We start from the raw sequence: 26,139 nt of genomic DNA, 5'->3' as shown, positions 1-26,139 counted from the left end.
TTTTTGTTTACAGGAGAGATTATGAAGATAAATCTAGATAAAAAATATGTCTTATTATACGTTGTAATTGCCACAGTTAGTGTGTGTTTTTATATCGCTTTTGGACATTACCTGTCACTAATCCTTGAAGCAATTGTTATGGGTGAGACAATCAATTTTACTCAGAGTTTGATATATATTGCAGTATTTTTCATTCTCTTTATTATCACCGACAAGTTATATAAGTTGTATACGACTATGAAAGGTAATCAGCGTATTGAATCCATTGCGAATTCGCTCATTTCAAAAATTGATGTCAAATCAAGACGAGACTCAGAGACGATGATCAACTCCATAATGGTGCATTTAGAGAGTTATCGTTCTTATGAAACAGTCTTTGTTCCAACCATATTAAAGACGACTGTTAAAGTTGTTTTAATTATTGGTGCTTTATTTTTCATCGATGCATATGCAGCTTTGATACTCTTATTTACTGCACCGTTTATCCCCCTCTATTATGTCTTAGTTGGACTTCAGACTAGAGATGAATCGATGAGACAGGCGACACGCTTTGATAACATCGGTACACTATTCTTAAATTTAATCAGAGGTAAGGATACTGTTAAAAATACGCAGTCAGAACAAAGTGTTACAAAGCGTCTGGAGTCAGATAATGAGGGATTCGTCAAAGAAACAATGCATATATTAAAGTATGCCTTTCAGTCGACGATGATGCTCGAGTTCATTACCATCCTCGGTATTGGTCTCGTCGCACTTGAAGTTGCACTTCGAATTATTATCTTCCAAAGTATTGATTTTTACACAGCGTTCTTCGTCTTACTTCTTGCCCCAGAATTCTACAATGCCTTAAAGGTGTTAGGTACAGAATTTCATAATGGGAAACTGGCCATGGGCAGTTATGACCGTGTCTTAAGTGTGTTAAATCAAGAAAGCATCAATACTCATTATCGTCAAACGACAGCAGGTTATGCAGTACTGGCAGAACAAGTTCAATTAAACCATGGAGATAAAACAGTCCTAGACCCAACAGATTTCGCTTTTAATAAGACGGGACTCACTGCAATTACTGGTGAATCTGGGACAGGGAAGTCGACCTTACTTCGGTCAATTTTAGGTCTACATGAACCGAGTCAAGGTAAACTATCAGTTTACACAGAAGACATTGGTTATGTGTCCGATCAAGTATATTTTTCTGATACGACAATCTATGACTATATAGCTAAGGGACAAGCAAGTGAAGAAAAAGTGTTAGAAATTCTAGAGAAACTGAGACTAAGTGACAGTATTGATAACTTAGAATCAGGTATTCATACACCGATAGTGAATCATAATATTCCATTGTCCGGAGGGGAAATTGTTCGTTTGAAAATGGCAAGAGTGCTCATCGATCCTCCTGCTATTATCGTTATGGATGAGCCGACGGAATTTTTAGATGCAACGACGGAGCAGCTTGTTATGGATCACTTGAATCAACTCAAAAAACAACATGCCATCATCGCAGTAATACACCGCCGTCAGCTTTTAAAAATTGCAGATGAACATTATGTTATGGGCGAAAGAAGTTTGAAGCGAGGTGAGAGATGATGATGTTTTTAAAAGGTGAAAAGATCCATGTCTTTTACAGTATTGTCTTAGGTGTTATCGGTGGCTTGGTCGGTACAGCGATCTTTGGTCTGAGTGGTTACATGATTGCATTGTCATTCTTTGAGCCACCGTTCTTTTTAATTATCTTAATTATTGCAGTGATTAAAATGTTTGGTCTGACAAAAGGAACGACCAAGTACCTAGAACGCTTACTCAGTCACGATGCGACTTTTAAGATGATTGGTCGTTTAAGAGCGGCATATTTTAAGCGTTCTGTAGAAAGCAATCAGGACACTCACAGTGTGCGCTATATTCAAAAATTAACGACTTACTTCAACGAGATAGAAGATTACTATGTCAGAATCATCTATCCGTACATTGTTGCGGTATTTATTGCTTTGATCCTAACGGTCCTGTCGCTGATTGTGGACCCAATACTTCTTATGATAATCTTAGGTGTTTCTTTCTTGCTCTTAGTCATCATGCCGCTGATTATCAGCAGGATTTCAAGAGTATCAAATGATCGCCGATTAGATAGTGAAGACCGTTTATTTAGTAGACTCTATCATTATATTTTTGATTATGTGAATTTATATACTGTAAATGAAACTGAACAAACCAAAGATAATCTAAGAGCCACATATAAGGAAATCACTGCTAATGAGAACAAGGAGAGTCAAGTTGATGTGGTTATTGAAGTAATGAGTTTACTCATTCAATTAGCTGCAATTATAGGCGTTATTCTGTTATTTAAAGATGAATCGCCATTATTAGTACCGATGATTATTCTCGTACTTATGTCGTTCTTTGAACTGATTATACCTGTCATTAAACCTGCTTCTAAATATGGGGCTGTTAAAGATAGAGTCAATGCGGTGACGACAGAACAAGTAAATATTGAAAGAGAAAGGTCAGATGATCTAAGTCTAAGCCAGCTGACCTTTAGATATCCCGAGACAAAGCGAGATGTCCTAAAGGATATTTCACTTGAAATTAATGAGGGAGAGCAACATGTCATTATTGGTTCAAGTGGTTCGGGGAAAACGACCTTACTCAATCAGCTAATTAAGAAATCTTCGGCGGGCGTGATGCCTCAACACCTCGATTTTTATAACGCCACAGTGGAAGAAAACCTAACAATGTTTGGGGCCTTAGATAAGATTAATGCCATCGAACAACTAAGGGAATATGAACTGAACCATTTTGCACTTAATGAATATATTACTTCAAATGAATATCTATCATTGGGTGAGAAGAAACGGATGCATTTGATTCGGCTGATACTAGAAGACAAAAGTACGTGGATTTTAGATGAACCGACGGCGAGTTTAAACACACGACTTAGAGATAAGGTTTGGAAAACGATATTTAATAAAGACACTTTAATTGTCGCAACGCATGATTTGAGTCATTTGGAATCATTTGATTTTGTTCATTATCTAGAAAATGGAAAGATTATTGAATCAGGTTCGGTGGATACGGTCCTAAGTCATTCTGGTCCAACTAGAGAAGCTTATGATAGATATAAAGATTCTCTATAAATAGCATAGATATATTTCTGTGAAAGCCGATTTTTAATGTGATATAATATGATTAATTTAACTAATTTGGTGGAGGTGACGGTTCTTGGGAAGGTGTATATGAAAAGAATTGCAAAAAATAATATGTTGACAGCTGAATTTGAATTTCATAAACTTACGACCCTAACGGTCACAAATTATCGGAGGTGAACCCCAAACTAGGGGAACTGATTGGATATATCCACAATAGGAAATTTACTTTTATTTATTATATTAATTTTACTTACAATGCTATTTGTAGGTTCAGAATTCGCATTTGTTAAAGCCCGATTATCGAGAATACATGCACTAGTTGAACAAGGAAATAAGAAGGCAATGCGTGTCGAGAAAATGATCAACAATCTTGACTATTACTTATCTGCCTGTCAGTTAGGTATTACAGTGACAGCCCTTGGTCTAGGTTGGATTGGTGAATCGACTTTTGAAGTTATTTTACATCCACTATTCCATTTAATCGGCATTCCTGATTCAATTTCAACAGTGGCTACAGTGGCTGCTGCCTTCATCATCGTGACATTTATTCACGTGGTAGTGGGAGAGTTAGCACCAAAGACTGTTGCAATCCAGTACGCTGAGAAGATGGCCTTATCACTAAGTGGCCCACTATACTTCTTTGGTGTCGTTCTAAAACCATTTATTTGGACGATGAACGGTGCAGCCAGAGGCATAGTACGTATTGTCGGTATTAAAGAAATGCCAACAGAACAAGCACACTCTGAAGAGGAACTTAAAGTTATTATGACGGAAAGTTATCAGAGTGGTGAAATTAACCAGACAGAGCTTGCTTATATGCAAAATATTTTCTCTTTTGATGAGCGAACTGCTAAAGATGTCATGGTACCACGTACTCAAATGATTACTTTAGAAGAACCTGTTACTGTGGATCAAGTCATTGAAACAATTAAAGAACACAACTTTACAAGATATCCCGTTACTGAAAGTAATGGAGATAAAGATAACATCATTGGATTCATTAATGTTAGAGAATACTTAACGAACCATGTGTCAGATGAAAATGTATCTTCTGAGGACTACATTCATGAACTACCTGTCATTACTGAATCATCACGTATTTCTGATGCCTTAGTTAAGATGCAAAGAGAAAGTGTCCATATTGCCTTAGTCATCGACGAGTATGGTGGTACTGCTGGTATGATTACAATGGAAGATATCTTAGAAGAAATCGTCGGAGAAATCAGAGATGAATTCGATGAAGATGAGGAACTTGATATTGTTAAAGTAGACGATAATATCTATCATATTAGTGGACGCGTCTTGCTTGATGATTTAGAAGATGACTTCAATATTGTCTTTGATGAAAGTGAAGATATCGATACCATCGGTGGTTGGCTACAAAGTAAAGACACTGACATCACAGAAGATGATTATATCGATACTGAGTTTGACCGCTGGCAAGTGCTTGAAGTGGAGAACCATTCCATTAAACAAGTGGCTTACTTAAAAGATTACAATAAGACATCTTCAGAAATTGATGAAGAAAATGAAGAGAATAACTAAGCAATAGACCGGAACCATTGGTTCCGGTCTATTTATGTTAAAATGAAGATACTTTATAAAGGTGGTGCAGGTATGGACATTGTCGGTTTAGTAGCAGTCATACTTACGTTAACAATACCGATTTACGCAATCTATAGGGGCTATAATCAGAGTGATGAAAAGTTAGAAATAAAGAAGATGAAAGAACAAAGAAAGCTTGAAGAAATTAAACAAGAAAATTACTTGCTTGAAAATGAATCTATGCGTATTGAATTAGATAGAATTAAAAAAGAAAATGCTAGAAAACAAGAAGCACTTTATAATAAGGACAATAAGCGTTGGTTAATTGAAGAGACGAAGGAAGAGATTGAACGATAGACGGAGGGTTAAGATGGGATTTTTTGAATTTATATTTTTTACTGCGCTAGTGCTTACAGTAGGTGGGGTGAGTATTCCTTTATATGCCATGAAAAGAGGGTATAACCAGAGTGATGCAAAACTAAGAATTAAAGAAATCGAAGCACAGAAAAAGTTAGAAGCAATCAGACAAGAGAATTTTATTTTAGAAAATAAGTCTATGGAAATAGAGCTTGAAAAATTAAAAAAAGAGCGTAAAGAAAAAGAAACCAAAGCGCTTGAAGATAAGAAAAACAAGCGTTGGTTGATTGAAGAAACTAGGGGTGAAGAAAAATATGAAGACGTTAATTAAAGATGGCATGATTGTTACATCAGAGCATGAATTTAAAGGGGATATCTTAATAGAAGGCACAAAAATCGAGGCAATTGGCAGAGATTTAAGAGTAGAAGCGGATGAAGTCATCAATGCTGAAGGGATGTATATTCTTCCAGGTGGGGTCGATCAGCATGCGCATTTTTCATTTGAATTTATGGGAGAAAGAACAAAAGGCTTTGAGACGACGAATTCAGCGATTATAGGTGGAACTACAACGGTTATAGAGTTTGTTAACCAAGAACAAGGTAAAGGGCTTGTTGAAACAGTCGAAGACTATAACAAGGAATGGGTAGAAGGGATATCCATGGTGGATTATAGTTTCCATCCTGTTATTACCAACCCGTCAGAGGAAACCTTTAAAGACATTAAAAATCTCCCTGAAGCGGGCTATCCATCTGTAAAACTATTTATGGCTTATAAAGGACAGTTTTTCCATTCAGATGATGAAGCAGTGACTAATGCCTTACTTGAGGCAAAAGATGCTGGTGTCACTGTAATGGTCCATGCAGAGAATGCAGACTTGATTGAATTGATGCAGAAAAAAGCCATAGCTGAAGGGAACACAGATCCGTATTATCATGCCTTAACAAGACCACCGATTGTCGAAACAGAAGCGACAGAACGTGCCATTAACTTAGCAAGATTTGCAGAAGCTCCGATCTACATTGTCCATGTAACGACAAAAGGAGCAGTCGACGCCATTAAAAAAGCCAAAGAAGAAGGACTACCAGTATTCGGTGAAACCTGTACACAGTATCTACTGCTCGATAAAGAATATCTTCAAAAAGATAACTTCGAAGGTGCCAACTATGTATGTTCACCAGCACTCAGAGATAAGGACGACCAAGAATACCTGTGGAAGTCACTTAAAGATGGCTGGCTGAATGCAGTGAGTTCAGACCACTGTAGCTTCACGACAGAGCAGAAAAAGATGGGACTCGATGACTTTAGAAAAATCCCGAATGGCTCACCAGGCTTAGAAAATAGACTGCCGATGCTGTGGACTTATGGTGTTGAAACAGGCAAAATCACACGACCAGAACTCGTTGAATACTATGCAGCATCCCCTGCTAGAAATAATGGGATCGACCATAAAAAAGGCTATCTTGCACCAGGTTATGATGCAGATATTGTGATCTATAACCCTCATGTTAGGAAAAAAGTAAAACTAGAAGATAGTTTAAATGGTGTAGATTTCACTATTTATGAAGGATTTGACCAAGTCGGAGAATGTGATGCAGTCTTTTTACGAGGCACACAAGTTGTTAAAGATGCGAAGTACATTGGAGAACAAGGTCAGGGACACTTTGTAAAAGGAAAACCTTTCGGTACAGCGTTTAGATAAGGACCAGAGTTAGATGTTTTATTTAAATTAAGTAGAGAAGACCCCAAAATCAGAAAAGATTTTGGGGTCAATTTAGTTTTCAGGTGGGTATTTAACTGCATTCTTTTTTAACTTTTCAATAATTGCTTCATTCATATCAATATCTAAATCATCAGCCATCATTAGACCATATATAAAAACATCAGCGAGTTCATCTTTAATATTTTCTCTGTTCTTTTCTGCACCCTCTTCTGCACTGATCCATTGAAAGTTTTCAAGGAGTTCCGATGCTTCTAGAGAAAGTGATAAAGCCAAATCTTTAGGATTATGATATTGTCTCCAACTTCTTTCATCTCTAAATACATTTATTTTGTCAGTTAAGTCTTTCATTAAACTTCACCTCGTTTTGCTTTATCTAATGCTTTACGGAGCTTTTCATCACTCGCATAAATGTATAATCCTTTAACACCACGTTTCATAAGTACATTAATGGAGTTAAGGATGATTTGTTCTTTAGTTTCACCAACGTTGTATTCCACAGTCTGTTTACTTGAACTTCTGAAAGCTTCTGTATCTTTATAGTTTTGAGTGAGAATTTCTAGCTCCCCTGTTTCTTCATTGAATGAAACGGATGGTCCTAATATAACACCGACATAGTTCAAATCAAAACCTTGTATTGTATATATTGACCCGACTTCGTTAATGGTCTCTGCTCGTTCTGCCCATGTTCTTTTATCATTAGTTGTATTCCAAATACCTTTAAAACCAATTTCCTCAACATAATAATCAGCACCGTCTTTCTTGTGTTCGTAATCAAATGTCGCAACAATTCTTGAAAGTGTGTGCTTCTTATCTTTTTGTTCAATTTCTTTAAACATCTCTCCAGCATTTTCAAATATTTTTAATTCATAATCACCCGTGTTTGAAGGTATTGGCGTAATTTTCTTATCAACAAAATTATCTATCCAATCTACAACACTATCGTCAGCTTGGATACGGAATTGATCAGTAAGTTCAAAAGTTTCAACTTTTGCATCTTTAGTTATCTGCTTAAATAGGTCTTCTGTCCAGTAACTCTTAAGTTTCAAGAACTGTTTTTCATCAAATACGATGATACTGACTTTACTGGAATTAATAATATCACTGAGATGGTTTTCACCTTTATAACTATTGTATGCATCTTCTCTGGATAAAAGTAGGTGAGCTTCATCTACGAAAGTGATATCAGATTTCATTTTTCCATCATTCACTCTATTGATGAATGTTGTTGGTTTTAAGAAATTTTTCTTTTTTAAGTTTGGCAGACTTTCTGAAATGGCCTCGTATGTTTTAATCATTTCTTGGTGGTTAACAAGTAAGTGATTTTCAGAACCATATAAACGCTCAGATTCTTTGTCATTAGCTAAATCTTGAACCGCATTAAACGTAGAACTTAAAACAACACTTTTACCAGTACCAGCCTCACCTTTAATGAAGTATACTGCAGGTTTGTCTGAATCAATATTTTTCTTACAAAATTCTAGGATGGATTCTTTTAATTCTATTTGTGGTTCAGATAACTCTTTATAAGGAGAAATTTTAAAAATATCCTTATTCTGAAGGTATTCCAATGTACCATCTACAAGTTTATCTGCTCTTAATTTTTCCCAAAGCTCTTTAAAAATATCATGGTTGTATTTTGGTTTATCGTAATAGTTATGTGTAACAGAAGATGTAATTTGGCTCTTGTTAAGAATTTGATACTTTTGATCAGCTATAAAGTAATTAATTAAATTGGTCTCAATATTATACGTAGCTGATTGATTAAAATGTTCGTGAGAAACGATCACTGCAGTATTTAAGTTACTCTTAACAGGATCTTTGATGTGACTGTTTAAACGATTTCTAATCTGTACAGTCTCCCCAATGTAAGCACTCGACTTTTTCTTGTCATTGTGAAGAATGTAGACAACAGGATAATTGTTAAACTTTGCACTGCTCAATTTTGAAATGTCTTCTTTGTTAAATAAATACGTTGAAAGCTCTATATTTTTCTCTTCCATAGATATGCTCCTTGAGAGGTTTGAATATATTATAACGTACTCATTGATGAAAATAATAGAAACTAATTTTTGTTATAGAGATATCTATAATTAGTAAATAAAATAAAAATAGATTATGATAAAAGAAATGTTAAAGGAGTATTTTAAATATGAGCTTACAAAACTATTGGAACAATTTCATCAATACACACCCTAGTTACAAAAACAAATCTTACGAATCTTTTCAATTTGGAGCGGACCCTAACACACTAGCTCAGCTAGTGGTTGATAGAACTAAAACTTTAACTTGTAGTAGTTTAAGAGAGTATAAGGTGGAGAATGAACCTTTACCTGAAGTGGGTGATGTGAGTATTGTTCTTGATGAATCTGATGAACCAAAGTGTATTATTGAGAATACGAAAGTATACACTATGAAGTTTTCCGATGTAGACGAAGAAATTGCTTATAAAGAAGGTGAAGGTGACCGAACGTTATCTTACTGGAGAAAGGCTCACCTTGAATTTTTTGAATGGTTATACAAGGAAATAGGGTATGAATTTAATGAAGATGAAGAGATTGTAGTTGAAGAGTTTAAGTTGATTCATGTATAAAATATTATCTTATGTGGGGGATTGTATGAACAAAGTAATCATTGATACTGATACTGCTGGGGATGACACGATTGCAATTTTGACTGCACTTCATAATTTTGATGTGCTTGGTATTACAATCACGGGTGGTAACGTAGATTTCAACCAACAGATTGACAATGCTTTATATACCACTGAAGTAGCAGGTTTTGATAATATTCCTGTTTACCCTGGATATGAAGGTCCGATTTTTGGAAATGCAGAACAACATACAACAGTTGAGGATGTGCATGGATCGGATGGTATGGGTGATTCATTTTTCCCTAAACCTAAACGGGCTGCGGAAAAGTCTCATGCTATAGATTTTATTATAAAGACAGTTAATGAAAACCCTGGAGAGGTTACATTATTGGCGATTGCACCATTGACTAATATCGCTATGGCGATCAAGAAAGATCCTAGTATTGTTAGTAAAGTGAAGCATTTATATATTATGGGCGGTACTAATAACAAGCTCGGTAATATTGTGCCTGCTGCGGAGTACAATTTTTATGTCGATCCTGAAGCGGCTAAATTAGTATTACAATCGGGTATGGGCATGACTATGGTCGGTTGGGATATGTGTACGGATTATTCATTAATGTTCGATAAAGAACACGAAGAGATAGAGGCTTTATCTACCAAAGGATCTAAGTTCTTTAGTGATGTGAATAGAGTAGTGAAGGAATTTAATAAAGAAGTACATAAGTTAGAGGGTACAACCCATCCGGATACCTTGTTAGTTGCCATAGCAGCTGACGAAAGAAGTATGAGTGAGTTTACGAAATACTTTGTAGACGTTGAAACTAAAGGTGAGTTAACTAGGGGTTATAGCTTAGTTGATATCAATGGAAGATTAGGGAAAGAATCTAATGTTCGAGTGTGTGAAAAGGTGGATAGGGATTTGTTCAAGGCACATTTATATGATGTGCTTGAGAATATAAAATAGGTAGGATAATCTCCTACCTATTTTCATGCTATTTTGTTGTAAAGTTTAGCAGTGCTTGGATACCTGCTTCTATTGCTTTCTCTGAGAAGATAATACTAGGATTATGCAAACCTAGCTTACTTTTATCTTCGTTTTCAATTCGAGTACCAACTCTGAATAGAGCACCTTTATACTCTTCCATGTAGAATGCAAAATCTTCTGAACCCATTGAAGGTTCATGTAGTTCTGCCATTAAATCACTTGGACTAGCATTAATAAATTCTTCAACGATTTCATGATTGTTAATTACAGGGGGGCAATAGTTGTCAAAAGTAATTTCACAAGTTGCTCCAGACATTTCAGAAATATTCGCTACATAATCCTCGATAAGTTTACGTGCCTTATCTAATGAATCTTTTGAAAAGCTTCTCATTGTTCCACTGAATTCACAAGAAGAGCTGATGACATTCGCTTTATTTCCTCCATGAATAGATCCGACTGTAATGACTAATGGTTTTACAGGGTTATTATATCTTGAAACGATAGATTGGAAAAAGTTAATCATATTTGTCGATAAAAATACTGGATCTGCTGTTGTATGAGGATGTGCCGCATGACCACCACTTGCTTTGATTTCAACATGGAAACTCATTGCACCAGCCATCATATCGCCTTTTCTATAACCAACTTTTCCTTCTTCGAGAAATGGCCATGTATGATAAGCAACAATCTCATCAATTTTAATTTGATGTTTTCTTAACTCTTCTTTGATATATTGAGCACCACTCATTATCTCTTCAGCTGGTTGGAAAATGACAACGAGATTATATTTAATCTGGTCATATAGCTCAGAGATAATTTTGCAATAGCCATATAGGATACTAGTATGAATATCATGCCCACATGCATGCATGACGCCGTCATTTTTTGAAGTGTAAGGTAGGCCAGTTGATTCCACTATTGGGAGTGCATCAATATCAGCTCTTATAGCTATAGTTTTAAGAGACGGATCTTTTTCTAAATAACCAATGAGTCCGGTATCTTCACTTAACTCAAAAAATTCAAAAGCCGTATTCTCAAGTTTTTCTTTGAGCGTTTTTGTCGTATGATACTCTTTAAAACTAAGCTCAGGATTTTCGTGAAGGTATCGTCTAAATTGAACTATTTCTTCCAAGTTACTCTCTAAAATATTATTCATTGTCTAACTCCTCTTTCCCCATTTTAACAATTTCGTGGTAAGTCTCTTCTCCCCAAGTATCTATACCTAATTCACCTCTAACACTTTGAGTTTTCTCTTCAAATTTCTCCAAATCTGGTTCTGTGATAACAATTCCTTCTTCTTCTAGTGACTGAAGTGTCGCTTCTTCTTCCTCTTCTAGCAAGTTGTTCGTCGTTTCTTCAGCTTGTAGAGCAGCATCAGAAAATACTTCTTGTTCTTCAGCACTCAAAGTTTCGAAAAACTCATTATTAACTGTGATAAATGCCGGTTTATACATGTGATTGGTTAAAGAAATATTACTTTGAATTTCCATGAAACCACCAGCAACTATGGTTTCTAAAGGATTTTCTTGAGCAGTAACTATCCCAGTATCAATTGCACTGTACAATTCACCAAAATCTACAGGGGTAGGGTTAGCACCCAAGGCTTTAAATGTTTCTACATAATAGTCTCTTTCTGGTGCTCTAATTTTAAGACCTGATAAATCATCAGGAGTATTAATTTCAATATTAGAAGATACAACCCTAGGACCTCTTGGGATAATACCTAAAGTAAGTAATCCTTGATTTGCTTTCATTTCTTCTTCCCACTCTTGTCCAATTTCAGATTCTAATACATATTTCCAATGTTCATTACTGTCCATTAGATAGGGAAGTGACAACATCTCAATCTCTTTAAATCCTGGGTCACCACTGGACATCATTTCAATTGATCCCATCATCACTTGCTCCATCTGCTCGGCTGTTGAACCTAATTGGTTACCTGGGAAGAGACTCACCGTGTAGTCCGTTTTTTCTTCCACAACATCAATAAATTTAAGCATTCCTTCATATGCAGGTTCACCTTCATTTGCCCAAGTACTAAATGAAATTTCCTTAGGTGAGTTGCTAGGAGCTTCTTCAGCTAACTCATCATTACTACAGCCAATAAGGAGAATCACTGGTGTGAAAAGTAATAATATTTTTTTAATCATAAATATTTTTACCTCCTATCTTAAAATAAATTTTTCAGAGCGTAGCAAATGTTTTCAACTATATAATTAATAGCATTTTCACCAGTTTTAGCGTTTGGTTTAAATGTTTCTGAGTAAATACCATCTTCCGATAAATCAGACATGTCAAAGTAACCATCCACGTTAATCCCATTAATGTTCATTTGATTAAGATTTATAATTTTCTTGTTGTCTTTGCTAATTTTTGTTCTATTGAATTTCGTATCAGATAGATCAACATAGTCACTATATAAATATCTCATGATCGAAGAAAGTGGTTCAGAACCATGTCCAGATGGGTCAGTGTCAGTATCGTATAATTTATCCTTTTGATCAGGAGTTAATGTTTGCCAAAGGTTAAAGGTATATACTGTTAAATTTTTATGGTATTCTTTTAACTCTCTAACAGCAGTAGTGATAGAACTTTTATTTCCGGCATGTCCATTTAAAAATACAATTTTGTATTGCTCATGATCTGTTAAATTTTCAATGACATCTTTAACGATTCTAGTAACTGTATCTTCTTTTAAAGAAATTGTACCTGGAAATGACTTGAAATAACTAGAGTTACCAAATGGAATAGTTGGTAGATATAAGTTGTCTGATTCCTCAGCAACTTTCTCTGCAACATGAGTTGCAGCTAGAAAATCACCATTTATAGAATGCGTACCATGTTGTTCCATTGATCCCATTGGTATAAGGATTATCTTTTCTTTTTTAAACGCTTCTTGAATTTCTGTCCATGTCATATAATGCAATCCATATTTTTTCATAAATAAGGTCCCCTTTAATTTAAGAATATTTCAATCAGAATAAGTGATACCGATGGTACAAAACCAACTAGTATTGATGTACCTACAAGTGGAATATACATTGGTGCAACTTCTTTAAGTAAAGGTATGTAGCTTACTTTCGCGATATCAGCCACAATATAGAGTAGTACACCTACTGGTGGAGAAGCACCGCCAATCGTCAGTGTTAATACCATTAATACTCCAAATTGAACTGGATCCATGCCAACTTCTGTCATGATTGGAGTTAATATTGGTGCAAAAACAACGATTCCCTCACTTGGTAACATAAATAATCCAATAACTAGTAGAAAAACAATAATGATTAAAACAATGATGTATTGGTTCGTAGTAATATTGAATAGGAAATCACCGATACTTTCAGAAACCTGTGATCTTGTGATTACCCATGCAAATACTGAAGCACATGAGATGATAATTAGTATTTTTGCAGATTCAAAAGTTGATTCTTTCATGATTTTCCATATATCTTTGATATTTGCTGAACGATAAACGAATAATACGATTATTACTGCGTATATTAATGCAATTCCAGCAGACTCAGTAGCTGTAAAGGTACCAGTGACAATTCCAAAAACTATAATTAAGGGTAAGAGTAAAGCAAAGAACCCTTTGTACATTGCAGAACCGCGTTGTTTAAAAGTTGCTTTTGGATAACTCGGGTATCCTCGTTTTTTAGAAATAAAGTATGTGTAAATCATTAAAGAAAGGGATACAAGAACTCCTGGAATGATACCTGCAATAAGTAGTGGACCTATAGGAGTACCACTAACTACACCAAAAATAATCAAGGTAATACTTGGGGGTATAATGGGTCCAACTATAGAAGATGTAGCTGTAATAGCAGCTGCAAATTTTTTATCATACCCTTCTTTTTCCATTGCAGGTATAAGGACTGAGCCAAGCGCCACTGTATCTGCGGTTGCTGAGCCAGAAAGACCAGCAAAAATAGAACTGGAGAATATATTTACCTGAGCTAATCCTCCTTTAAAGTGCCCAACCATAGTTTTTGCAATATCAATGATTTTGTCTGTAATACCCCCAGTATTCATTATTGCTCCTAAGAATAAGAAAAATGGTATTGCGAGCAGTGTAAAAGAATCAACACCACCTACCATACTTTGAGCGACCATACTAAGATCATATCCAGCTAATAAAATATAGAGTAAGGATGCTATACCTATTGAGAATGCTACTGGAACTCCAAGCACAAGTAGAACAATCATAGTTAAAATGACGAAAGTAATCAGCATTATTTGACCTCCTTCCATTTTTTATAGCGTTTAATTTGGTTATAGATCATGGCAACTATCATTAAAATTGAACCGGCAACAACTGAACCTCTCCAAAAAGAAAGAGGTATTTCTAGTGCTGGACTAGTGTTATATCCAGCAACTCTTAATAAATCTATAGAAAATACTACAATTGTTATTAAGAAACCCAGTACAACTATAAATGATAACGTTTTCAAAAAAGAGCCTAGTTTTTTAGGGATGTATTCGAAAATAAAGTCGACGACAAGATGGGAATCTTTTAAAGATACGACTCCTGCTCCTAAGAAAACCATCCATATTAGTGAAAATCTTGCTAATTCATCACTCCAAATTAGTGGGCTATCTAGCACGTATCGAGTGAACACTCCAGCGACAGTAACAAAGATTATTACAAGAAATAAAATAGTACATAATGTAAGCACTAGATTATATAGTGTCTTCATTTAATCTCCCCTTTAGTACTCGTAATCTATATGGTATTTCCAAATATCTGTATTGACATAGTATTCTACGAATTCTACTAGTCTATGGTTGGTGTCATAGGTTAAGCGATTAATTTTTAAAATTGCTTGTCCAAGTTCTATATCTAAATTGTTACTAACTATCTTATCTGCTTGCACTGCTTCTATTGTTTCGTTGGAATATTTAAAAGTAATGCCTGTCTTCTGTTGAATCCAATCACGTAAATTATTGATATCTTGGAATTCTTCTGTAATATTATTTATTAAATCTTGAGGATAATGAGTTCTTAAAAAAAATACTGGCTCATTATTAAATTTTCTAACTCTGATTATTTTAAGCAAAGGCTCATTGAAGTCTTGTTGAAATACAGAAGATACTTCTTTATCTAGAACTGTAGATATTTCTAGAGTTGAAGTAGAAATCTTATCCCAGTTGTTTCCGAAATACTTTGAAAACCCTCCTTTAAAATTTATAGTTTCGTTTACTCTTGTGCTGGAACGGACAACAGAACCTGTACGAGGAGATCTCTCTATGTAACCCTCATTTTGCAATTTTAGTAATGCATCTCTGACAGGAGAACGACTGATAGAAAAAGTATTCATAAGTTCCTTTTCTGTGGGGATTCGGTCACCAACTTGGTAAACCCCACTGTGAATTTGATTTAATAAAGTGTTATATACTTTTTCGTTAAGCTTAGTCATGTCAATTCATCCTTTTGTTATAACAATTAAGATTATAGATGAAGAATATTACAAATAATTATAATTGTCAATATTATCAGATATTATTTTTTAGAAATTAAAACAGAGACCCAAATAGTAATTAGGTATCTGTCTGATTATCTATTCATTTCCCATTCATAAAAAGTTTCTACTTCAAATTTTCCTGAGCTTTCTAATAGCTGTTTTAGAATATACAAATGACCAGCACCAACAATCATAATCACTCTTGAATCGTTGTCTATTTCTCTAGTTATATTATTTACCATAATCATATTTCTTTTATACCACGATGTAAGCCAGGGTATAGAAGTGTTCCAGTTGTCACCAAGTAACATCATATGACCATATATTTCTTCATGAAATTTAATATTTTCAGGTTTGTTTAACTCTAAGGTGACTTCATAAATATCTTCATTGTTATGAGAGGATTGTAGATGATTAAGTCTCTCAATAAATTCATTATCATGAATTTTAGCCCAGTTAACAGTGTCTGTTATTCCGTTCTGATTTTCATCAATTTCTACACAAATTTTTGTGGCATTATATGTGATCAAAGAATTTCTTAATTTATCTAGCTTTTTTAGAAATTCTTTTGAGGGCTCATTTTCATAAAATAATTCATGATAATGAGAGGATCCAACTAATAAAATTCTTGGTTTCAAAACAACACCTCCATCAATTTATAATTAAAGTTTTAATAGAATAATTTCTTACTTATCATTCAACTTTAAAAATGGATTTCAGATTTATCTCTCTTCACTCAACACCGCAAATATAAAGCTATCCGTCCATTCGCCTTTATTCCAAAAATCTTTTATGAAATGCGCTTCTTTCCTCATACCGATTCTTTGACACAACTTCGCTGAAGCGGCATTCCTTGCATCACAATTTGCTGTGACTCTGTGTAAGTGTTTTTCGGCAAAAAGAAAGTCTAAAAGTGCTTTTGCAGCTTCTGTAGCATAGCCTTGACCTGAATAATTTTTGTTAAAGGAGAATCCTATCTCAGCAGTGTCTTTCATTTCAGTTTTCCAAGCGGATAGGATACCGATCACTTTATTATCTAAAACCACGGCTAGATTCAATCCGTCTTTTGAATCAAAGTCGTTTTTACTCAACTCTTCTTTAAAAGCTGACACTTTGTTGTTAGCATTCCATGGTTCATGTAATAAGTACTGACACGTCTTTTCATCACTATATATTTCATAAACATCTTCTAAGTCACGTTCAATCAAAACTCTAAGTTCAAGTCTATTGGTATTTATCATAAAAACACTCCATTTTCTTTTATTATTTAAAATTAGACATACTGAGCCAATTCTTAAATTTTTAAAAGAAAACACCAATAGAGAGGCCGTAACCGAATGCTAGAAATCTTACATAATTCTTTTTCATTTTAATTACGCCTCCTTCTTATACTCAATCTTTTTCTCATCATAACGACTTTGAAAGTGTTATCTATCATTTCAATTGTATCACTAAAATATTATCTAAAAATTGTGACATCATAAAGGCTATGATAATCTTTATATAACTAAGCGAACATAACAAAGGGGCAAAGACATGATAAAATTCGACACACTTTTTAATCCATATCACTCACAGCGTAATCCTGTCGTCAGTAAAAAGGGGATGGTGGCAACTTCACAGCCATTGGCTGCACAGGCGGGTCTTTCGATCATGCAACAGGGTGGCAATGCGATTGATGCAGCGATTGCGACAGCTGCGGCCTTAACTGTTGTAGAACCAACGACCAATGGCATAGGTGGGGATGCTTTTGCCTTAGTCTGGGTGAACAATGAATTACATGGCTTGAATGGTTCTGGTAAATCACCCGCATCTATTTCTATCGATAAGGTAAAGGCACAAGGTTATGATGAGATTCCAAAATATGGTTTTACACCAGTTACAGTACCAGGCCAACCTGGAGCTTGGGCTGAATTATCGAGACGTTTTGGGAGATTGCCTTTTAAAGATTTACTTCAACCTGCCATTCAATATGCTGAAGAAGGCTATCCAATTTCACCAGTACTGGCTAGATTTTGGGAGAAGGCTGCAGTTCGATTTAAGGAAGCTTTTGATGGAGATGAATTTAATCATTGGTTTGACACCTTTGCACCAGATGGCGTGGCGCCTAAAATCGGTGAGATATGGAAGTCCGAAGACATGGCAAACTCTTTAAGAGAACTTGCAGATACGGAATGTGAATCGTTTTATAGGGGAAATATTGCAGATAAGATAGATGCCTATTCTAAACAATACAATGGCTATATTAGAAAAGAAGATTTGGAAAAATATAAACCAGAATGGGTAGATCCGATTTCTGTGAACTATAGAGGCTATGATATATGGGAAATCCCTCCAAATACACAAGGTATCATCGCTTTATCAGCCTTAAATATTTTAAAGAACTTAGATATTGAAGGTAAAGAATCAGTGGATACATATCACAAGCAAATAGAAGCAATGAAACTCGCTTTTGCTGATGGTAAAAAGTATGTGGCGGATATCGATCATATGACAGTAAGCAGTAAAGCACTAATTGATGCGGCCTATGGTAAAACAAGAAGCGAAGAAATTACTGACAAGGCAAAACAACCAGAAGCGGGTGAACCAAAAGCAAGTGGTACGGTGTATTTATGTACAGCGGATGAAGAGGGGAATATGGTGTCACTGATTCAAAGTAATTATATGGGCTTTGGCTCAGGGCTAGTTGTACCTGGAACAGGAATTGGACTACAAAATAGAGCCTGTGACTTTAGTTTAGATCCAGATTCACCCAATGCACTTGGACCCAATAAACGCTCCTATCACACAATTATTCCTGGCTTCATCACTAAAGGAAAAGATGCCATCGGTCCCTTTGGGGTCATGGGTGGTTTCATGCAACCCCAAGGCCATGTTCAAGTCGTTATGAATACGATTGATTTTAAGCTAAATCCGCAAACCACTCTTGATGCTCCCCGTTGGCAGTGGGTGAAAGACAAGACGATTTGGGTAGAGAAAAACTTTCCACATCATGTCGCTGAAGAACTGGTCAAGAGAGGCCATGATATAGAAATCAAACTCGATTCAGCAGGCTTTGGACGTGGCCAAATTATATGGCGAGATCCAGAGACTGGTATTTTATACGGTGGGACTGAAAATCGAACAGATGGGCATATTGCGGCGTATTGAGTAGGGAGGGGTGTCAAACATGGCGTTAAATGAAATATTCAAACAGCAGTTGGTTGAAAGCGTAGAGAAGAATACAAAGATGATGATTGATACGACGGCTCGTTTAGTACAGATTCCTTCAGAATCACCTGAGTCGGATACTAGAGCACTTGTAGAAGAATTAAAAACTATTTTAGAAACAATAGATGGGGTAGAAGTGACTTGTCATACGAAAGAAGAACCGATTGTTAATCTAGTGGCACGACTAAAAAGTAATACTCCAGGAAAACGTCTCATTTTAAATGGACATTTAGATACCTATCCCGTTGGTGATGAATCACAGTGGACACAACATCCTTTCTCAGGACATGAAGAAAACGGGCGACTATATGGTAGAGGTGCATCCGATATGAAGGGTGGCATTGCTAGCTACATACTTACATTTATGATTATGTCTGAGTTTAGGGACAATTGGTCAGGTGAATTGGTCATGACTCTAGCTGGTGATGAAGAAACTATGGGAGTTAAAGGAACGAAATTTCTACTAGATACAGTGACTCATGCTTCAGGCGACGCCATGATCAGTGGTGATGTTGGAACGGCCAAGGTATTACGTTTTGGTGAAAAAGGCTTGATGTGGGTTGAACTCATTGCAGTAGGTAAAACCTCACACGGCGCGCATGTACATAAAGGAGAGAATGCCATTGACCGTCTAATTGAGGGGATTACTCGCTTAAATACAGAACTTGAAGCGATAGAAGTTAATGCACCTAAATCAGTGACAGAAGCGATTGAAAAATCAAGTGCAGTATCAGAAGGTTTTTCAGGGCATGGAGAAACGGAAGTACTGCAGAAAGTCACAGTGAACTTTGGTGTCATTGAAGGTGGTATATCTCCGAATTTAATACCTGCAAAAGCATCAGCACAAGGAGACATCCGTCTCCCTGTAGGTATTGAATTAAAAGATGTAGAAGAAAAGATTAGGGAAATCATCGACTCAATTGAAGGACTGTCTTACCATGTCTTTAGACAGTATGAAGCAAATTGGTCAGATACCAATCATGAAATCTTTTCACTAACAGCGGCTAATGTTAAACACGTTACAGGTGTAGATCCAGTCCTGACCATGAGAGTAGGAGCCTCAGACTCAAGACATTACCGTTTATCTAAAAATATACCTAGCGTAAACTGTGGACTCAATGCCTATAATCTCGGCGGTCCAGATGAATATATAGAAATAGAAGAGTTGGTTGATTTAGCCAAGATACATGTGTTGACTGCTTTTGATTATTTAAGTGAATCGTAGGAGTAAGGATAATGAAAAACAATTGGGCTAAAGATTTTTACAAAATGCAGTATGGACTCATAGGTAATTATGGAGATGATTTTTATGAAAAGTCTGCTAAGCAGATATTGAATCAAATTGGTAAACCTGTTGAAAATATTTTAGAGCTTGGATCAGCAGATGGAAGTTTGGCTAGGGCTTTATCGACTAAAGTTCCTCAGATCACTACTGTTGAACTAGTCGATGAACTTGTTGCAAAAGCTAAAGAAGTAAATCCAGAAAATATCAATGCGATCAATGGGAGCTTCTATGATATAAAACTTTCTAGTACTTTTGATGTCATCTTATATATAGATGGTTTTGGCGTTGGAGATGATTCAGAACAACTTAAATTGTTAAGCAATATAGAACAATGGTTGGACGATGACGGCTGTGCTTTAATCGACATCTATCAACCCGAACACTGGAAAAAAGCAAATGAAGTTGAAATGTATGTAGATCCTAAGAATATGCCTCATATAAAAAGACGCTACTCATATGATTTTATAGACAATATTATGATTGATACTTGGTGGCATGAAGAAGAGGGAACAAAGCATTCTCAATACTTAAGATGCTACACACTAAAAGAGATTACTGAATTGTGTGAAGCAGCTAATCTGAAGATTCTTGAATACTTCCGGAATGGTGCGATGGACTATAAAAAAATGACATACACTGAAAATGCTTCACTAGAAGCATGTATGTCTTACAGAATCAAAGTAATTAGAAGTTAACATATCTATTACTTTGATTCGTATTATTTGCTATTCAAGGAATTTAAGAGCTGATTCCATGTCTATATCTTTTAAAATGTGATCGGGGTTCCACTCAAGAAAAATATCTGGTTTAACTCCGTTATCCTTTATTTCTTTATCAAGGTATTGCATTCTTGATGTTGGATAATATAAAGAGAATTTATCATTCCAATCCTTTTGAAGTAGGTTGGAATAATCATTTAGTCCAGCTGTTTCTCTTCCAATTATGGTTACTTTATCAGAGGAGCTTGCAAAATCAACGAATATATCTCCTGCACTTCCACAATATATATCGGATAATATGACAACTTTTTTAGGATGTTCTAATCCTTGTATATCAAATGTATCTTCATTATCTATTGGTACAAAACCCTTACCAGAGTTATTTTCAAAGAACTGACTCATACTTCTCAATGTTTCCTTAAATGATTCATCTTCAGTTTTCTCTTGTAATTCATGAAGTAAAGTTTTTTGTAGTTCTGCAGTACGCTCAGTTACATTAAAGTCCATTTTGTAGTTTTTTAAATTAATGGATGTTGTTCCAGTAGGGAATATATAAGGTAATAACTGGCTAAAACTAGAATCACTACCTCCATGATTGTTTCGTACATCAATAATTAGGTTTTTAAGGTTGGTTAGACGTTGTTCGTTGTCTTTTAAAAGTTCAACAATTGGCTCAGGGGATATAAAATCGGATAAAGTAATTAACATAGTTTCCTCGTTTAATATATCTACCTTATGTATTGGTGTATATTTCTTTTTCTCATAAAGCTTCAAGTTAATATCAACATACTCATTGTCTATGTTTTCTATCCTAATCAAATTATGTTTTTCCATGATTTTTTCCCACTTTTGTCTTTCAGGTGGTTTACCCATCAACTCTCTTTTATATAAGGAGTCAAGTTCTGTCATTGAAGAACCATCAAGAGACACTATCTTGTCTTCTTTTCTAATTCTATCCTCACTTGAAACATCTACAACATACAGATCGTTTTTGAACCGTCGTACTTTAAACCCAATATCTTTGTTCGCTTCAGAGTTATCTTCGGTTGATATGAAAAATAAGTGGGGATCTTGAAAGTCTAAGAGATAGTCGTACACAATATTAACAAATTGATAATCATTAAGCTGTCCTTGTTGTTCTAATTTATATATTCGTTGTTGTTCTAATTTATATATTCGTTGTTGTTCTAATTTATATATTCGTTCTCGATACTTGTTAGGTGTGTCCCATCCTTTTTTATCAATACACCCCGCATAGTCATTTCGCATTATGTCGACAATCTCATCAAAAATATCTATATACATATTTAAACCTCCTAGTATAAATGGTGAATGGTTAATTTTAAAATACAAAGAAAGCGTTTACTAAAAACGACATGTTATGAGTCAAATGCCTCACCATGAAGTTGACTAATAACTCAATCCATTATTTAAGGTGTATATTCCATGAATCGTCATAGTAAAACTCTGAAAGTGAATCAGAATCCATGACTCTAAACATCTCTTCAAAATCATTAGCAAGTTCAAAATTGTTCAGTTCATTTTTATTAATCCAGAAAACTTCACCTTCATCAGAAGACCGTAAAGTCCCAGAAAACTGATTTGCTCTATACATAAGTACAATATATCTCTCATCCTGATCTGTTTGAAATTGTTTCGTTCCACAAATTTGAGGATTATGAATCGTTAGCCCTGTTTCTTCAAATACTTCTCTAACGACTGAATCCACAAACGATTCATTTTTCTCCACTTTCCCACCTGGAAAAGTCACACCTGGCCAATCTTCACTATTGCGGTTTTGTACCAATATTTGGCCATCTTCATTTTCTATCATACACATATTAGTAATGATTGCTTTTTCTGAGATTGGCATATTATTCTCCTTTTATCCAGTCGACAATAAGTTGACTCGATTCCTGAACGCTTAATTCGGTAACATCTAGTCTCAAATAATTATTCTCTTTTATTTCACCCTCATTTGAATTTAACCTATGCTTTTTAACTGAATTTCTAAGCTCTGACTCTGAGAACTCTATGTCTCTTTTAGAAGGTTTCTTTTCTAACCTATTCACTGATTTATTTCTTTTTAATCTTTCATTCAAATCAGCTGAAAGTTCTACAAAATAAATCTCATGAGAAGGTTTGTTGAACATGCGCTTAATTTCTGCTACATTATTCCAATCATCTTCATTATCAAAGGACCAAACAAATGTAAATATAATACCTGGATGTGACTCATTGTTTGAAATATGATTAAAGATTCCCATACGAAGCTGAGTTGACAGCTCGAAAGTATCATTATTCCAACCAATATACGGCCATATAGCATCCAAAGTCACATGATTATGTAGTAAAGGTAAATTTAAAGATTTTCCAACTTGTTCCCCAATTGTCATCTTACCAACTGCTTGTGGTCCAAATATTAAAATAATTTTCAAATAACCACCACTCTTTTCTCATTTGGTAAAAGTCTACCATATTTTCAAAATGGGAATATTATTATCGATTTAACTTTCCTAAATTTTTTGTGAGGAGATTTGGAAATGAAAAGACTTCATGAAAAGTTGTATAATATGTCAGAGTTTTTAAAGCTATTTATAGTATATTGTCTATTATTCTATTTTTTAAATGATATATTGCCTCAAAGTAAAGATATGTCGGAAATTATACTTAGGTCCATTTTATATGGTGTCAGTGCTGGTATCTTCTGTGGAATTTACATGAAACCAAAATATAAAGATAAAAAAAGGGATTCTAGTTATAGTGATGAGTGATAGGGTCCTGCTAATATTACTTTGACATTATTAAAATGTATAGGAGTTAATAATGAAAATTAATTTATTATCACAAAATGAAGCGGCACCGATGGATTTATTGTTGTTAGCCGATCCTTCTGAAGAAAAAATTAAGAACTATTTACAGAATGGTCATTGTTATATTGCTAAAACGAATAATGGTCAAAGTGTTGGTGTTTATGTACTCTATCCTAATGATGCATCCTCGCTTGAGTTAATCAATATCGCCATCGACGAAACTCATCAAAATCAGGGAATAGGAAAGCTCCTTATAGAAGATGCAATTAAAAGAGCCAAAGATATGGGCTATAGAAAGTTAGAAGTAGGTACAGGGAACTCTAGTATCGACCAACTTGCTTTTTACCAAAAATGTGGTTTTAGAATTAGAGGAGTAGATCAAGGTTATTTTCTTAAACATTATGATGAAGCGATATTTGAAAATGGAATCCAATGTATGGATATGGTGAGGCTATCGAGAGAAATATAGGTTTCAACAAATATCAGAAAGAACGCCCAAACGATATGGCGTTCTTATTTTATCTACTTTTTACCCAAATATCCCATGCTACCAACGGCTGCACCAAAAGCGACTCCAAGCGCTATACCAGTCGCTAAATTATCCATCACAAGTCCAATAACTGCACCAAGCACCACACCAATACCTAGCCCAATTCCTACAGCGCCACCACTATTCCCCTTACTATTTTCCTCCTCTTTACTCACTTCATACACCTCCAAACACTTTTATCTTAAAGATCTTAAGCAGTTGTTAAAGGTAATGCCGTTAGCTACTCTTTCTTAACCTATACCCAATTTGAATATACGTAGTTAGTTGTTCACCATAAAAGGGAATAGAAAATAAATAACAATATTAGGAAGGGTGACGTAATGACTCAATATAAATATGGAGATGACCATACTAAGCCCACACATCATAAGGACCGTAAGGAAGTAAATATTTTTGATATATTATTTAATACCTTCTTCGAATTCATACTTTATATTCCACGTCTCATCTTTAGAATCTTTTTTAATTAATTTATATATGGTATAGCTAAAAGTTATAACCAATCATGAAATTTAACAGTTACGCTATTACTATGAAGCTGTGCTACCATAAATTCATAGAAAAGATGAAGGAGTGGTTAGTCATGACAGTAACATCTACTAAAACAGCACCATTTAAATTCGATAATGTAGGGAGTTTCTTACGTCCCGTTAAATTAAAAGCCGCACGCGAAGATTTCAAAAATGGTGAAATTTCTCAAGATGAATTAACACAAGTAGAAAATGAAGTCATTGAAAACTTAATACAAAAACAAAAAGCAGCTGGACTAAAAGCAATCACAGATGGTGAGTTTCGTCGTTCTTGGTGGCACTTAGATTTCTTTTGGGGGCTAAACGGTGTAGAGAAAGTCGAAGCTGAGCAAGGTTACAAGTTCGCAGATGTTGAAACAAGAGCAGAGACAGCACGTTTAACAGGAAAGATTAGTGGAGATAATCATCCATTTATCGAACATTTTAAATTTGTTCAGCAGTTTGCTGACGACGATGTCATTGCACGTCTGACGATTCCAGCTCCAGCACAGTTTTTAGCAGAACTTGTCCGTCCGGAAAACAAGGCTGCGACTGAAGAATTTTACCCGAATGAAGAAGACCTTTTGAAGGATATTGCGAATGCATATCAGACATTTATACAAGAATTATCAGCAGCTGGATGTACGAACCTACAAATTGATGACTGCACATGGGGCATGATCGTCGATGAGAATTTCTGGAAGAACATGAATGACGACTTCACAGTTGAATCACTCAGCCAAAAAAATGTGAATCTAAACAATGCTGCCATTGAAGGGAAGCCTGAAAATCTTACAATTACTACACATGTTTGCCGTGGTAATTACCGTTCAACTTGGGCATCATCCGGTGCATATGACAAAGTATCTGATGAATTATTCGGGAAAGAAAATGTAGCAGGTTACTATTTGGAATTTGATACAGAACGTGCAGGTGGATTTGAATCATTAGCCAAAGTAAGTGGAGACAAACAAGTCGTCCTTGGATTAATCTCTTCAAAAATTCCTGAGTTAGAGGACAAAGAAGAAATTAAAGGAAGAATCGAAGAAGCTGCGAAATACATTAGTAAGGATAGATTATGCTTAAGTCCACAATGTGGATTTGCATCGACTGAAGAAGGAAATAACCTGACTGAAGAAGAACAATGGGCTAAACTTCAGTTGGTTAAAGAAATCGCTGAGGAAGTTTGGGGATAATACTATAATAGTAAAGGACTGGACCATTATTGGCCCAGTCCTTTTAGTTTGTGTGAT

At 35.2% G+C, this 26,139-nt stretch carries 28 protein-coding genes; 14 read left to right on the top strand and 14 right to left on the bottom strand.

Annotated features, from left to right (window positions below; all coding sequences use genetic code 11):
* Positions 1 to 21: 21 nt before the first annotated feature.
* The 6 genes from JEM45_RS05550 to hydA all read left to right on the top strand — a co-directional run bounded on the left by JEM45_RS05550 (position 22) and on the right by hydA (position 6,739).
* The gene (locus JEM45_RS05550) at positions 22 to 1,584 is read left to right on the top strand and encodes an ATP-binding cassette domain-containing protein (RefSeq protein ID WP_026866913.1); all 1,563 of its coding nucleotides are present in this window, start codon (positions 22 to 24) and stop codon (positions 1,582 to 1,584) included.
* Positions 1,584 to 3,125, top strand: a complete 1,542-nt coding sequence (locus tag JEM45_RS05545; RefSeq protein ID WP_026866912.1) for an ATP-binding cassette domain-containing protein — start codon at positions 1,584 to 1,586, stop codon at positions 3,123 to 3,125. The genes JEM45_RS05550 and JEM45_RS05545 overlap by 1 nt, the downstream gene beginning before the upstream one ends.
* Before the next feature lie 210 nt (positions 3,126 to 3,335).
* A complete protein-coding gene (locus JEM45_RS05540) occupies positions 3,336 to 4,682 on the top strand; it encodes a hemolysin family protein (protein ID WP_026866911.1) in 1,347 nt (448 codons plus the stop codon).
* 72 nt (positions 4,683 to 4,754) lie between these two features.
* Entirely contained in the window at positions 4,755 to 5,039 is a 285-nt protein-coding gene (locus JEM45_RS05535) for a hypothetical protein (protein WP_035856323.1), read from the top strand.
* A gap of 13 nt (positions 5,040 to 5,052) precedes the next feature.
* Complete coding sequence (locus JEM45_RS05530) at positions 5,053 to 5,370, top strand: hypothetical protein (RefSeq protein ID WP_026866910.1); 318 nt, start codon at positions 5,053 to 5,055, stop codon at positions 5,368 to 5,370.
* On the top strand, positions 5,354 to 6,739 hold the full coding sequence (hydA, locus tag JEM45_RS05525; RefSeq protein WP_026866909.1) for a dihydropyrimidinase: 1,386 nt from the start codon (positions 5,354 to 5,356) through the stop codon (positions 6,737 to 6,739). Before JEM45_RS05530 ends, hydA begins: the two co-directional genes overlap by 17 nt.
* Positions 6,740 to 6,811: 72 nt before the next feature.
* Here the strand turns inward: hydA and JEM45_RS05520 are convergent, their stop codons facing one another.
* Both JEM45_RS05520 and JEM45_RS05515 read right to left on the bottom strand, forming a co-directional pair.
* Positions 6,812 to 7,108 carry a nucleotide pyrophosphohydrolase gene (locus JEM45_RS05520; RefSeq protein WP_026866908.1) on the bottom strand — a complete coding sequence of 99 codons (297 nt, stop codon included), beginning with the start codon at positions 7,106 to 7,108 and terminating at the stop codon, positions 6,812 to 6,814.
* Positions 7,108 to 8,760 carry a DUF2075 domain-containing protein gene (locus tag JEM45_RS05515; protein ID WP_051220511.1) on the bottom strand — a complete coding sequence of 551 codons (1,653 nt, stop codon included), beginning with the start codon at positions 8,758 to 8,760 and terminating at the stop codon, positions 7,108 to 7,110. The genes JEM45_RS05520 and JEM45_RS05515 overlap by 1 nt, the downstream gene beginning before the upstream one ends.
* A 149-nt stretch (positions 8,761 to 8,909) precedes the next feature.
* Here JEM45_RS05515 and JEM45_RS05510 point away from each other — a divergent pair, with 149 nt between their 5' ends.
* Together JEM45_RS05510 and JEM45_RS05505 are read left to right on the top strand one after the other, a co-directional pair.
* The gene (locus JEM45_RS05510; protein WP_026866906.1) at positions 8,910 to 9,350 is read left to right on the top strand and encodes an ASCH domain-containing protein; all 441 of its coding nucleotides are present in this window, start codon (positions 8,910 to 8,912) and stop codon (positions 9,348 to 9,350) included.
* A 25-nt stretch (positions 9,351 to 9,375) separates the two neighbouring features.
* On the top strand, positions 9,376 to 10,317 hold the full coding sequence (locus JEM45_RS05505) for a nucleoside hydrolase (protein WP_198687062.1): 942 nt from the start codon (positions 9,376 to 9,378) through the stop codon (positions 10,315 to 10,317).
* Between the two features lie 28 nt (positions 10,318 to 10,345).
* On the opposite strand, the gene JEM45_RS05500 is transcribed toward JEM45_RS05505, so the two are convergent.
* The 8 genes from JEM45_RS05500 to JEM45_RS05465 form a co-directional block, all read right to left on the bottom strand.
* Positions 10,346 to 11,494, bottom strand: coding sequence for a M20 metallopeptidase family protein (locus tag JEM45_RS05500; RefSeq protein ID WP_198687061.1), 1,149 nt, complete (start codon positions 11,492 to 11,494; stop codon positions 10,346 to 10,348).
* Positions 11,487 to 12,488, bottom strand: coding sequence for a TRAP transporter substrate-binding protein (locus JEM45_RS05495; protein ID WP_198687060.1), 1,002 nt, complete (start codon positions 12,486 to 12,488; stop codon positions 11,487 to 11,489). Before JEM45_RS05495 ends, JEM45_RS05500 begins: the two co-directional genes overlap by 8 nt.
* A gap of 20 nt (positions 12,489 to 12,508) precedes the next feature.
* Entirely contained in the window at positions 12,509 to 13,279 is a 771-nt protein-coding gene (locus JEM45_RS05490; protein ID WP_198687059.1) for a creatininase family protein, read from the bottom strand.
* 14 nt (positions 13,280 to 13,293) lie between these two features.
* Positions 13,294 to 14,571: a TRAP transporter large permease gene (locus JEM45_RS05485; RefSeq protein WP_198687058.1), complete on the bottom strand. Its 1,278-nt coding sequence runs from the start codon at positions 14,569 to 14,571 to the stop codon at positions 13,294 to 13,296.
* The gene (locus JEM45_RS05480) at positions 14,571 to 15,035 is read right to left on the bottom strand and encodes a TRAP transporter small permease (protein ID WP_198687057.1); all 465 of its coding nucleotides are present in this window, start codon (positions 15,033 to 15,035) and stop codon (positions 14,571 to 14,573) included. The genes JEM45_RS05485 and JEM45_RS05480 overlap by 1 nt, the downstream gene beginning before the upstream one ends.
* 12 nt (positions 15,036 to 15,047) lie before the next feature.
* Entirely contained in the window at positions 15,048 to 15,755 is a 708-nt protein-coding gene (locus tag JEM45_RS05475) for a GntR family transcriptional regulator (RefSeq protein ID WP_198687056.1), read from the bottom strand.
* A 137-nt stretch (positions 15,756 to 15,892) separates the two neighbouring features.
* The gene (locus tag JEM45_RS05470) at positions 15,893 to 16,438 is read right to left on the bottom strand and encodes a DUF5694 domain-containing protein (RefSeq protein ID WP_198687055.1); all 546 of its coding nucleotides are present in this window, start codon (positions 16,436 to 16,438) and stop codon (positions 15,893 to 15,895) included.
* Positions 16,439 to 16,522: 84 nt separating this feature from the next.
* The gene (locus tag JEM45_RS05465; protein WP_198687054.1) at positions 16,523 to 17,041 is read right to left on the bottom strand and encodes a GNAT family N-acetyltransferase; all 519 of its coding nucleotides are present in this window, start codon (positions 17,039 to 17,041) and stop codon (positions 16,523 to 16,525) included.
* A gap of 295 nt (positions 17,042 to 17,336) precedes the next feature.
* Between JEM45_RS05465 and JEM45_RS05460 the strand changes: the two genes are divergently transcribed.
* From JEM45_RS05460 to JEM45_RS05450, 3 genes are read left to right on the top strand one after another with little or no spacing between them, the layout of a single operon-like run.
* Positions 17,337 to 18,950: a gamma-glutamyltransferase family protein gene (locus JEM45_RS05460; protein WP_198687053.1), complete on the top strand. Its 1,614-nt coding sequence runs from the start codon at positions 17,337 to 17,339 to the stop codon at positions 18,948 to 18,950.
* A gap of 19 nt (positions 18,951 to 18,969) precedes the next feature.
* A complete protein-coding gene (locus JEM45_RS05455) occupies positions 18,970 to 20,235 on the top strand; it encodes a M20/M25/M40 family metallo-hydrolase (RefSeq protein ID WP_198687052.1) in 1,266 nt (421 codons plus the stop codon).
* 11 nt (positions 20,236 to 20,246) lie between these two features.
* Positions 20,247 to 20,990, top strand: a complete 744-nt coding sequence (locus JEM45_RS05450) for a methyltransferase domain-containing protein (RefSeq protein WP_198687051.1) — start codon at positions 20,247 to 20,249, stop codon at positions 20,988 to 20,990.
* 30 nt (positions 20,991 to 21,020) lie between these two features.
* Here JEM45_RS05450 and JEM45_RS05445 read toward each other — a convergent pair whose 3' ends face one another.
* The 3 genes from JEM45_RS05445 to JEM45_RS05435 all read right to left on the bottom strand — a co-directional run bounded on the left by JEM45_RS05445 (position 21,021) and on the right by JEM45_RS05435 (position 23,452).
* Positions 21,021 to 22,319 carry a S41 family peptidase gene (locus JEM45_RS05445; protein ID WP_198687050.1) on the bottom strand — a complete coding sequence of 433 codons (1,299 nt, stop codon included), beginning with the start codon at positions 22,317 to 22,319 and terminating at the stop codon, positions 21,021 to 21,023.
* A 121-nt stretch (positions 22,320 to 22,440) separates the two neighbouring features.
* Positions 22,441 to 22,887, bottom strand: a complete 447-nt coding sequence (locus tag JEM45_RS05440; protein ID WP_198687049.1) for an 8-oxo-dGTP diphosphatase — start codon at positions 22,885 to 22,887, stop codon at positions 22,441 to 22,443.
* A gap of 1 nt (position 22,888) precedes the next feature.
* The gene (locus tag JEM45_RS05435; protein ID WP_198687048.1) at positions 22,889 to 23,452 is read right to left on the bottom strand and encodes a DEAD/DEAH box helicase family protein; all 564 of its coding nucleotides are present in this window, start codon (positions 23,450 to 23,452) and stop codon (positions 22,889 to 22,891) included.
* A 388-nt stretch (positions 23,453 to 23,840) separates the two neighbouring features.
* Here JEM45_RS05435 and JEM45_RS05430 point away from each other — a divergent pair, with 388 nt between their 5' ends.
* Positions 23,841 to 24,296: a GNAT family N-acetyltransferase gene (locus tag JEM45_RS05430; protein ID WP_198687047.1), complete on the top strand. Its 456-nt coding sequence runs from the start codon at positions 23,841 to 23,843 to the stop codon at positions 24,294 to 24,296.
* 53 nt (positions 24,297 to 24,349) lie between these two features.
* Here JEM45_RS05430 and JEM45_RS05425 read toward each other — a convergent pair whose 3' ends face one another.
* Positions 24,350 to 24,532: a glycine zipper domain-containing protein gene (locus tag JEM45_RS05425; RefSeq protein ID WP_026867708.1), complete on the bottom strand. Its 183-nt coding sequence runs from the start codon at positions 24,530 to 24,532 to the stop codon at positions 24,350 to 24,352.
* A 165-nt stretch (positions 24,533 to 24,697) separates the two neighbouring features.
* Between JEM45_RS05425 and JEM45_RS05420 the strand changes: the two genes are divergently transcribed.
* Positions 24,698 to 24,847: a hypothetical protein gene (locus tag JEM45_RS05420; RefSeq protein ID WP_156889197.1), complete on the top strand. Its 150-nt coding sequence runs from the start codon at positions 24,698 to 24,700 to the stop codon at positions 24,845 to 24,847.
* Positions 24,848 to 24,960: 113 nt separating this feature from the next.
* Positions 24,961 to 26,082: a 5-methyltetrahydropteroyltriglutamate--homocysteine S-methyltransferase gene (locus JEM45_RS05415; RefSeq protein WP_198687046.1), complete on the top strand. Its 1,122-nt coding sequence runs from the start codon at positions 24,961 to 24,963 to the stop codon at positions 26,080 to 26,082.
* Positions 26,083 to 26,139: the final 57 nt, after the last annotated feature.

The sequence above is a fragment of the Jeotgalicoccus sp. ATCC 8456 genome, from assembly GCF_016313225.1.
Classification (GTDB): domain Bacteria; phylum Bacillota; class Bacilli; order Staphylococcales; family Salinicoccaceae; genus Jeotgalicoccus; species Jeotgalicoccus marinus.
This window is presented reverse-complemented; position numbering and strand designations above follow the sequence as displayed.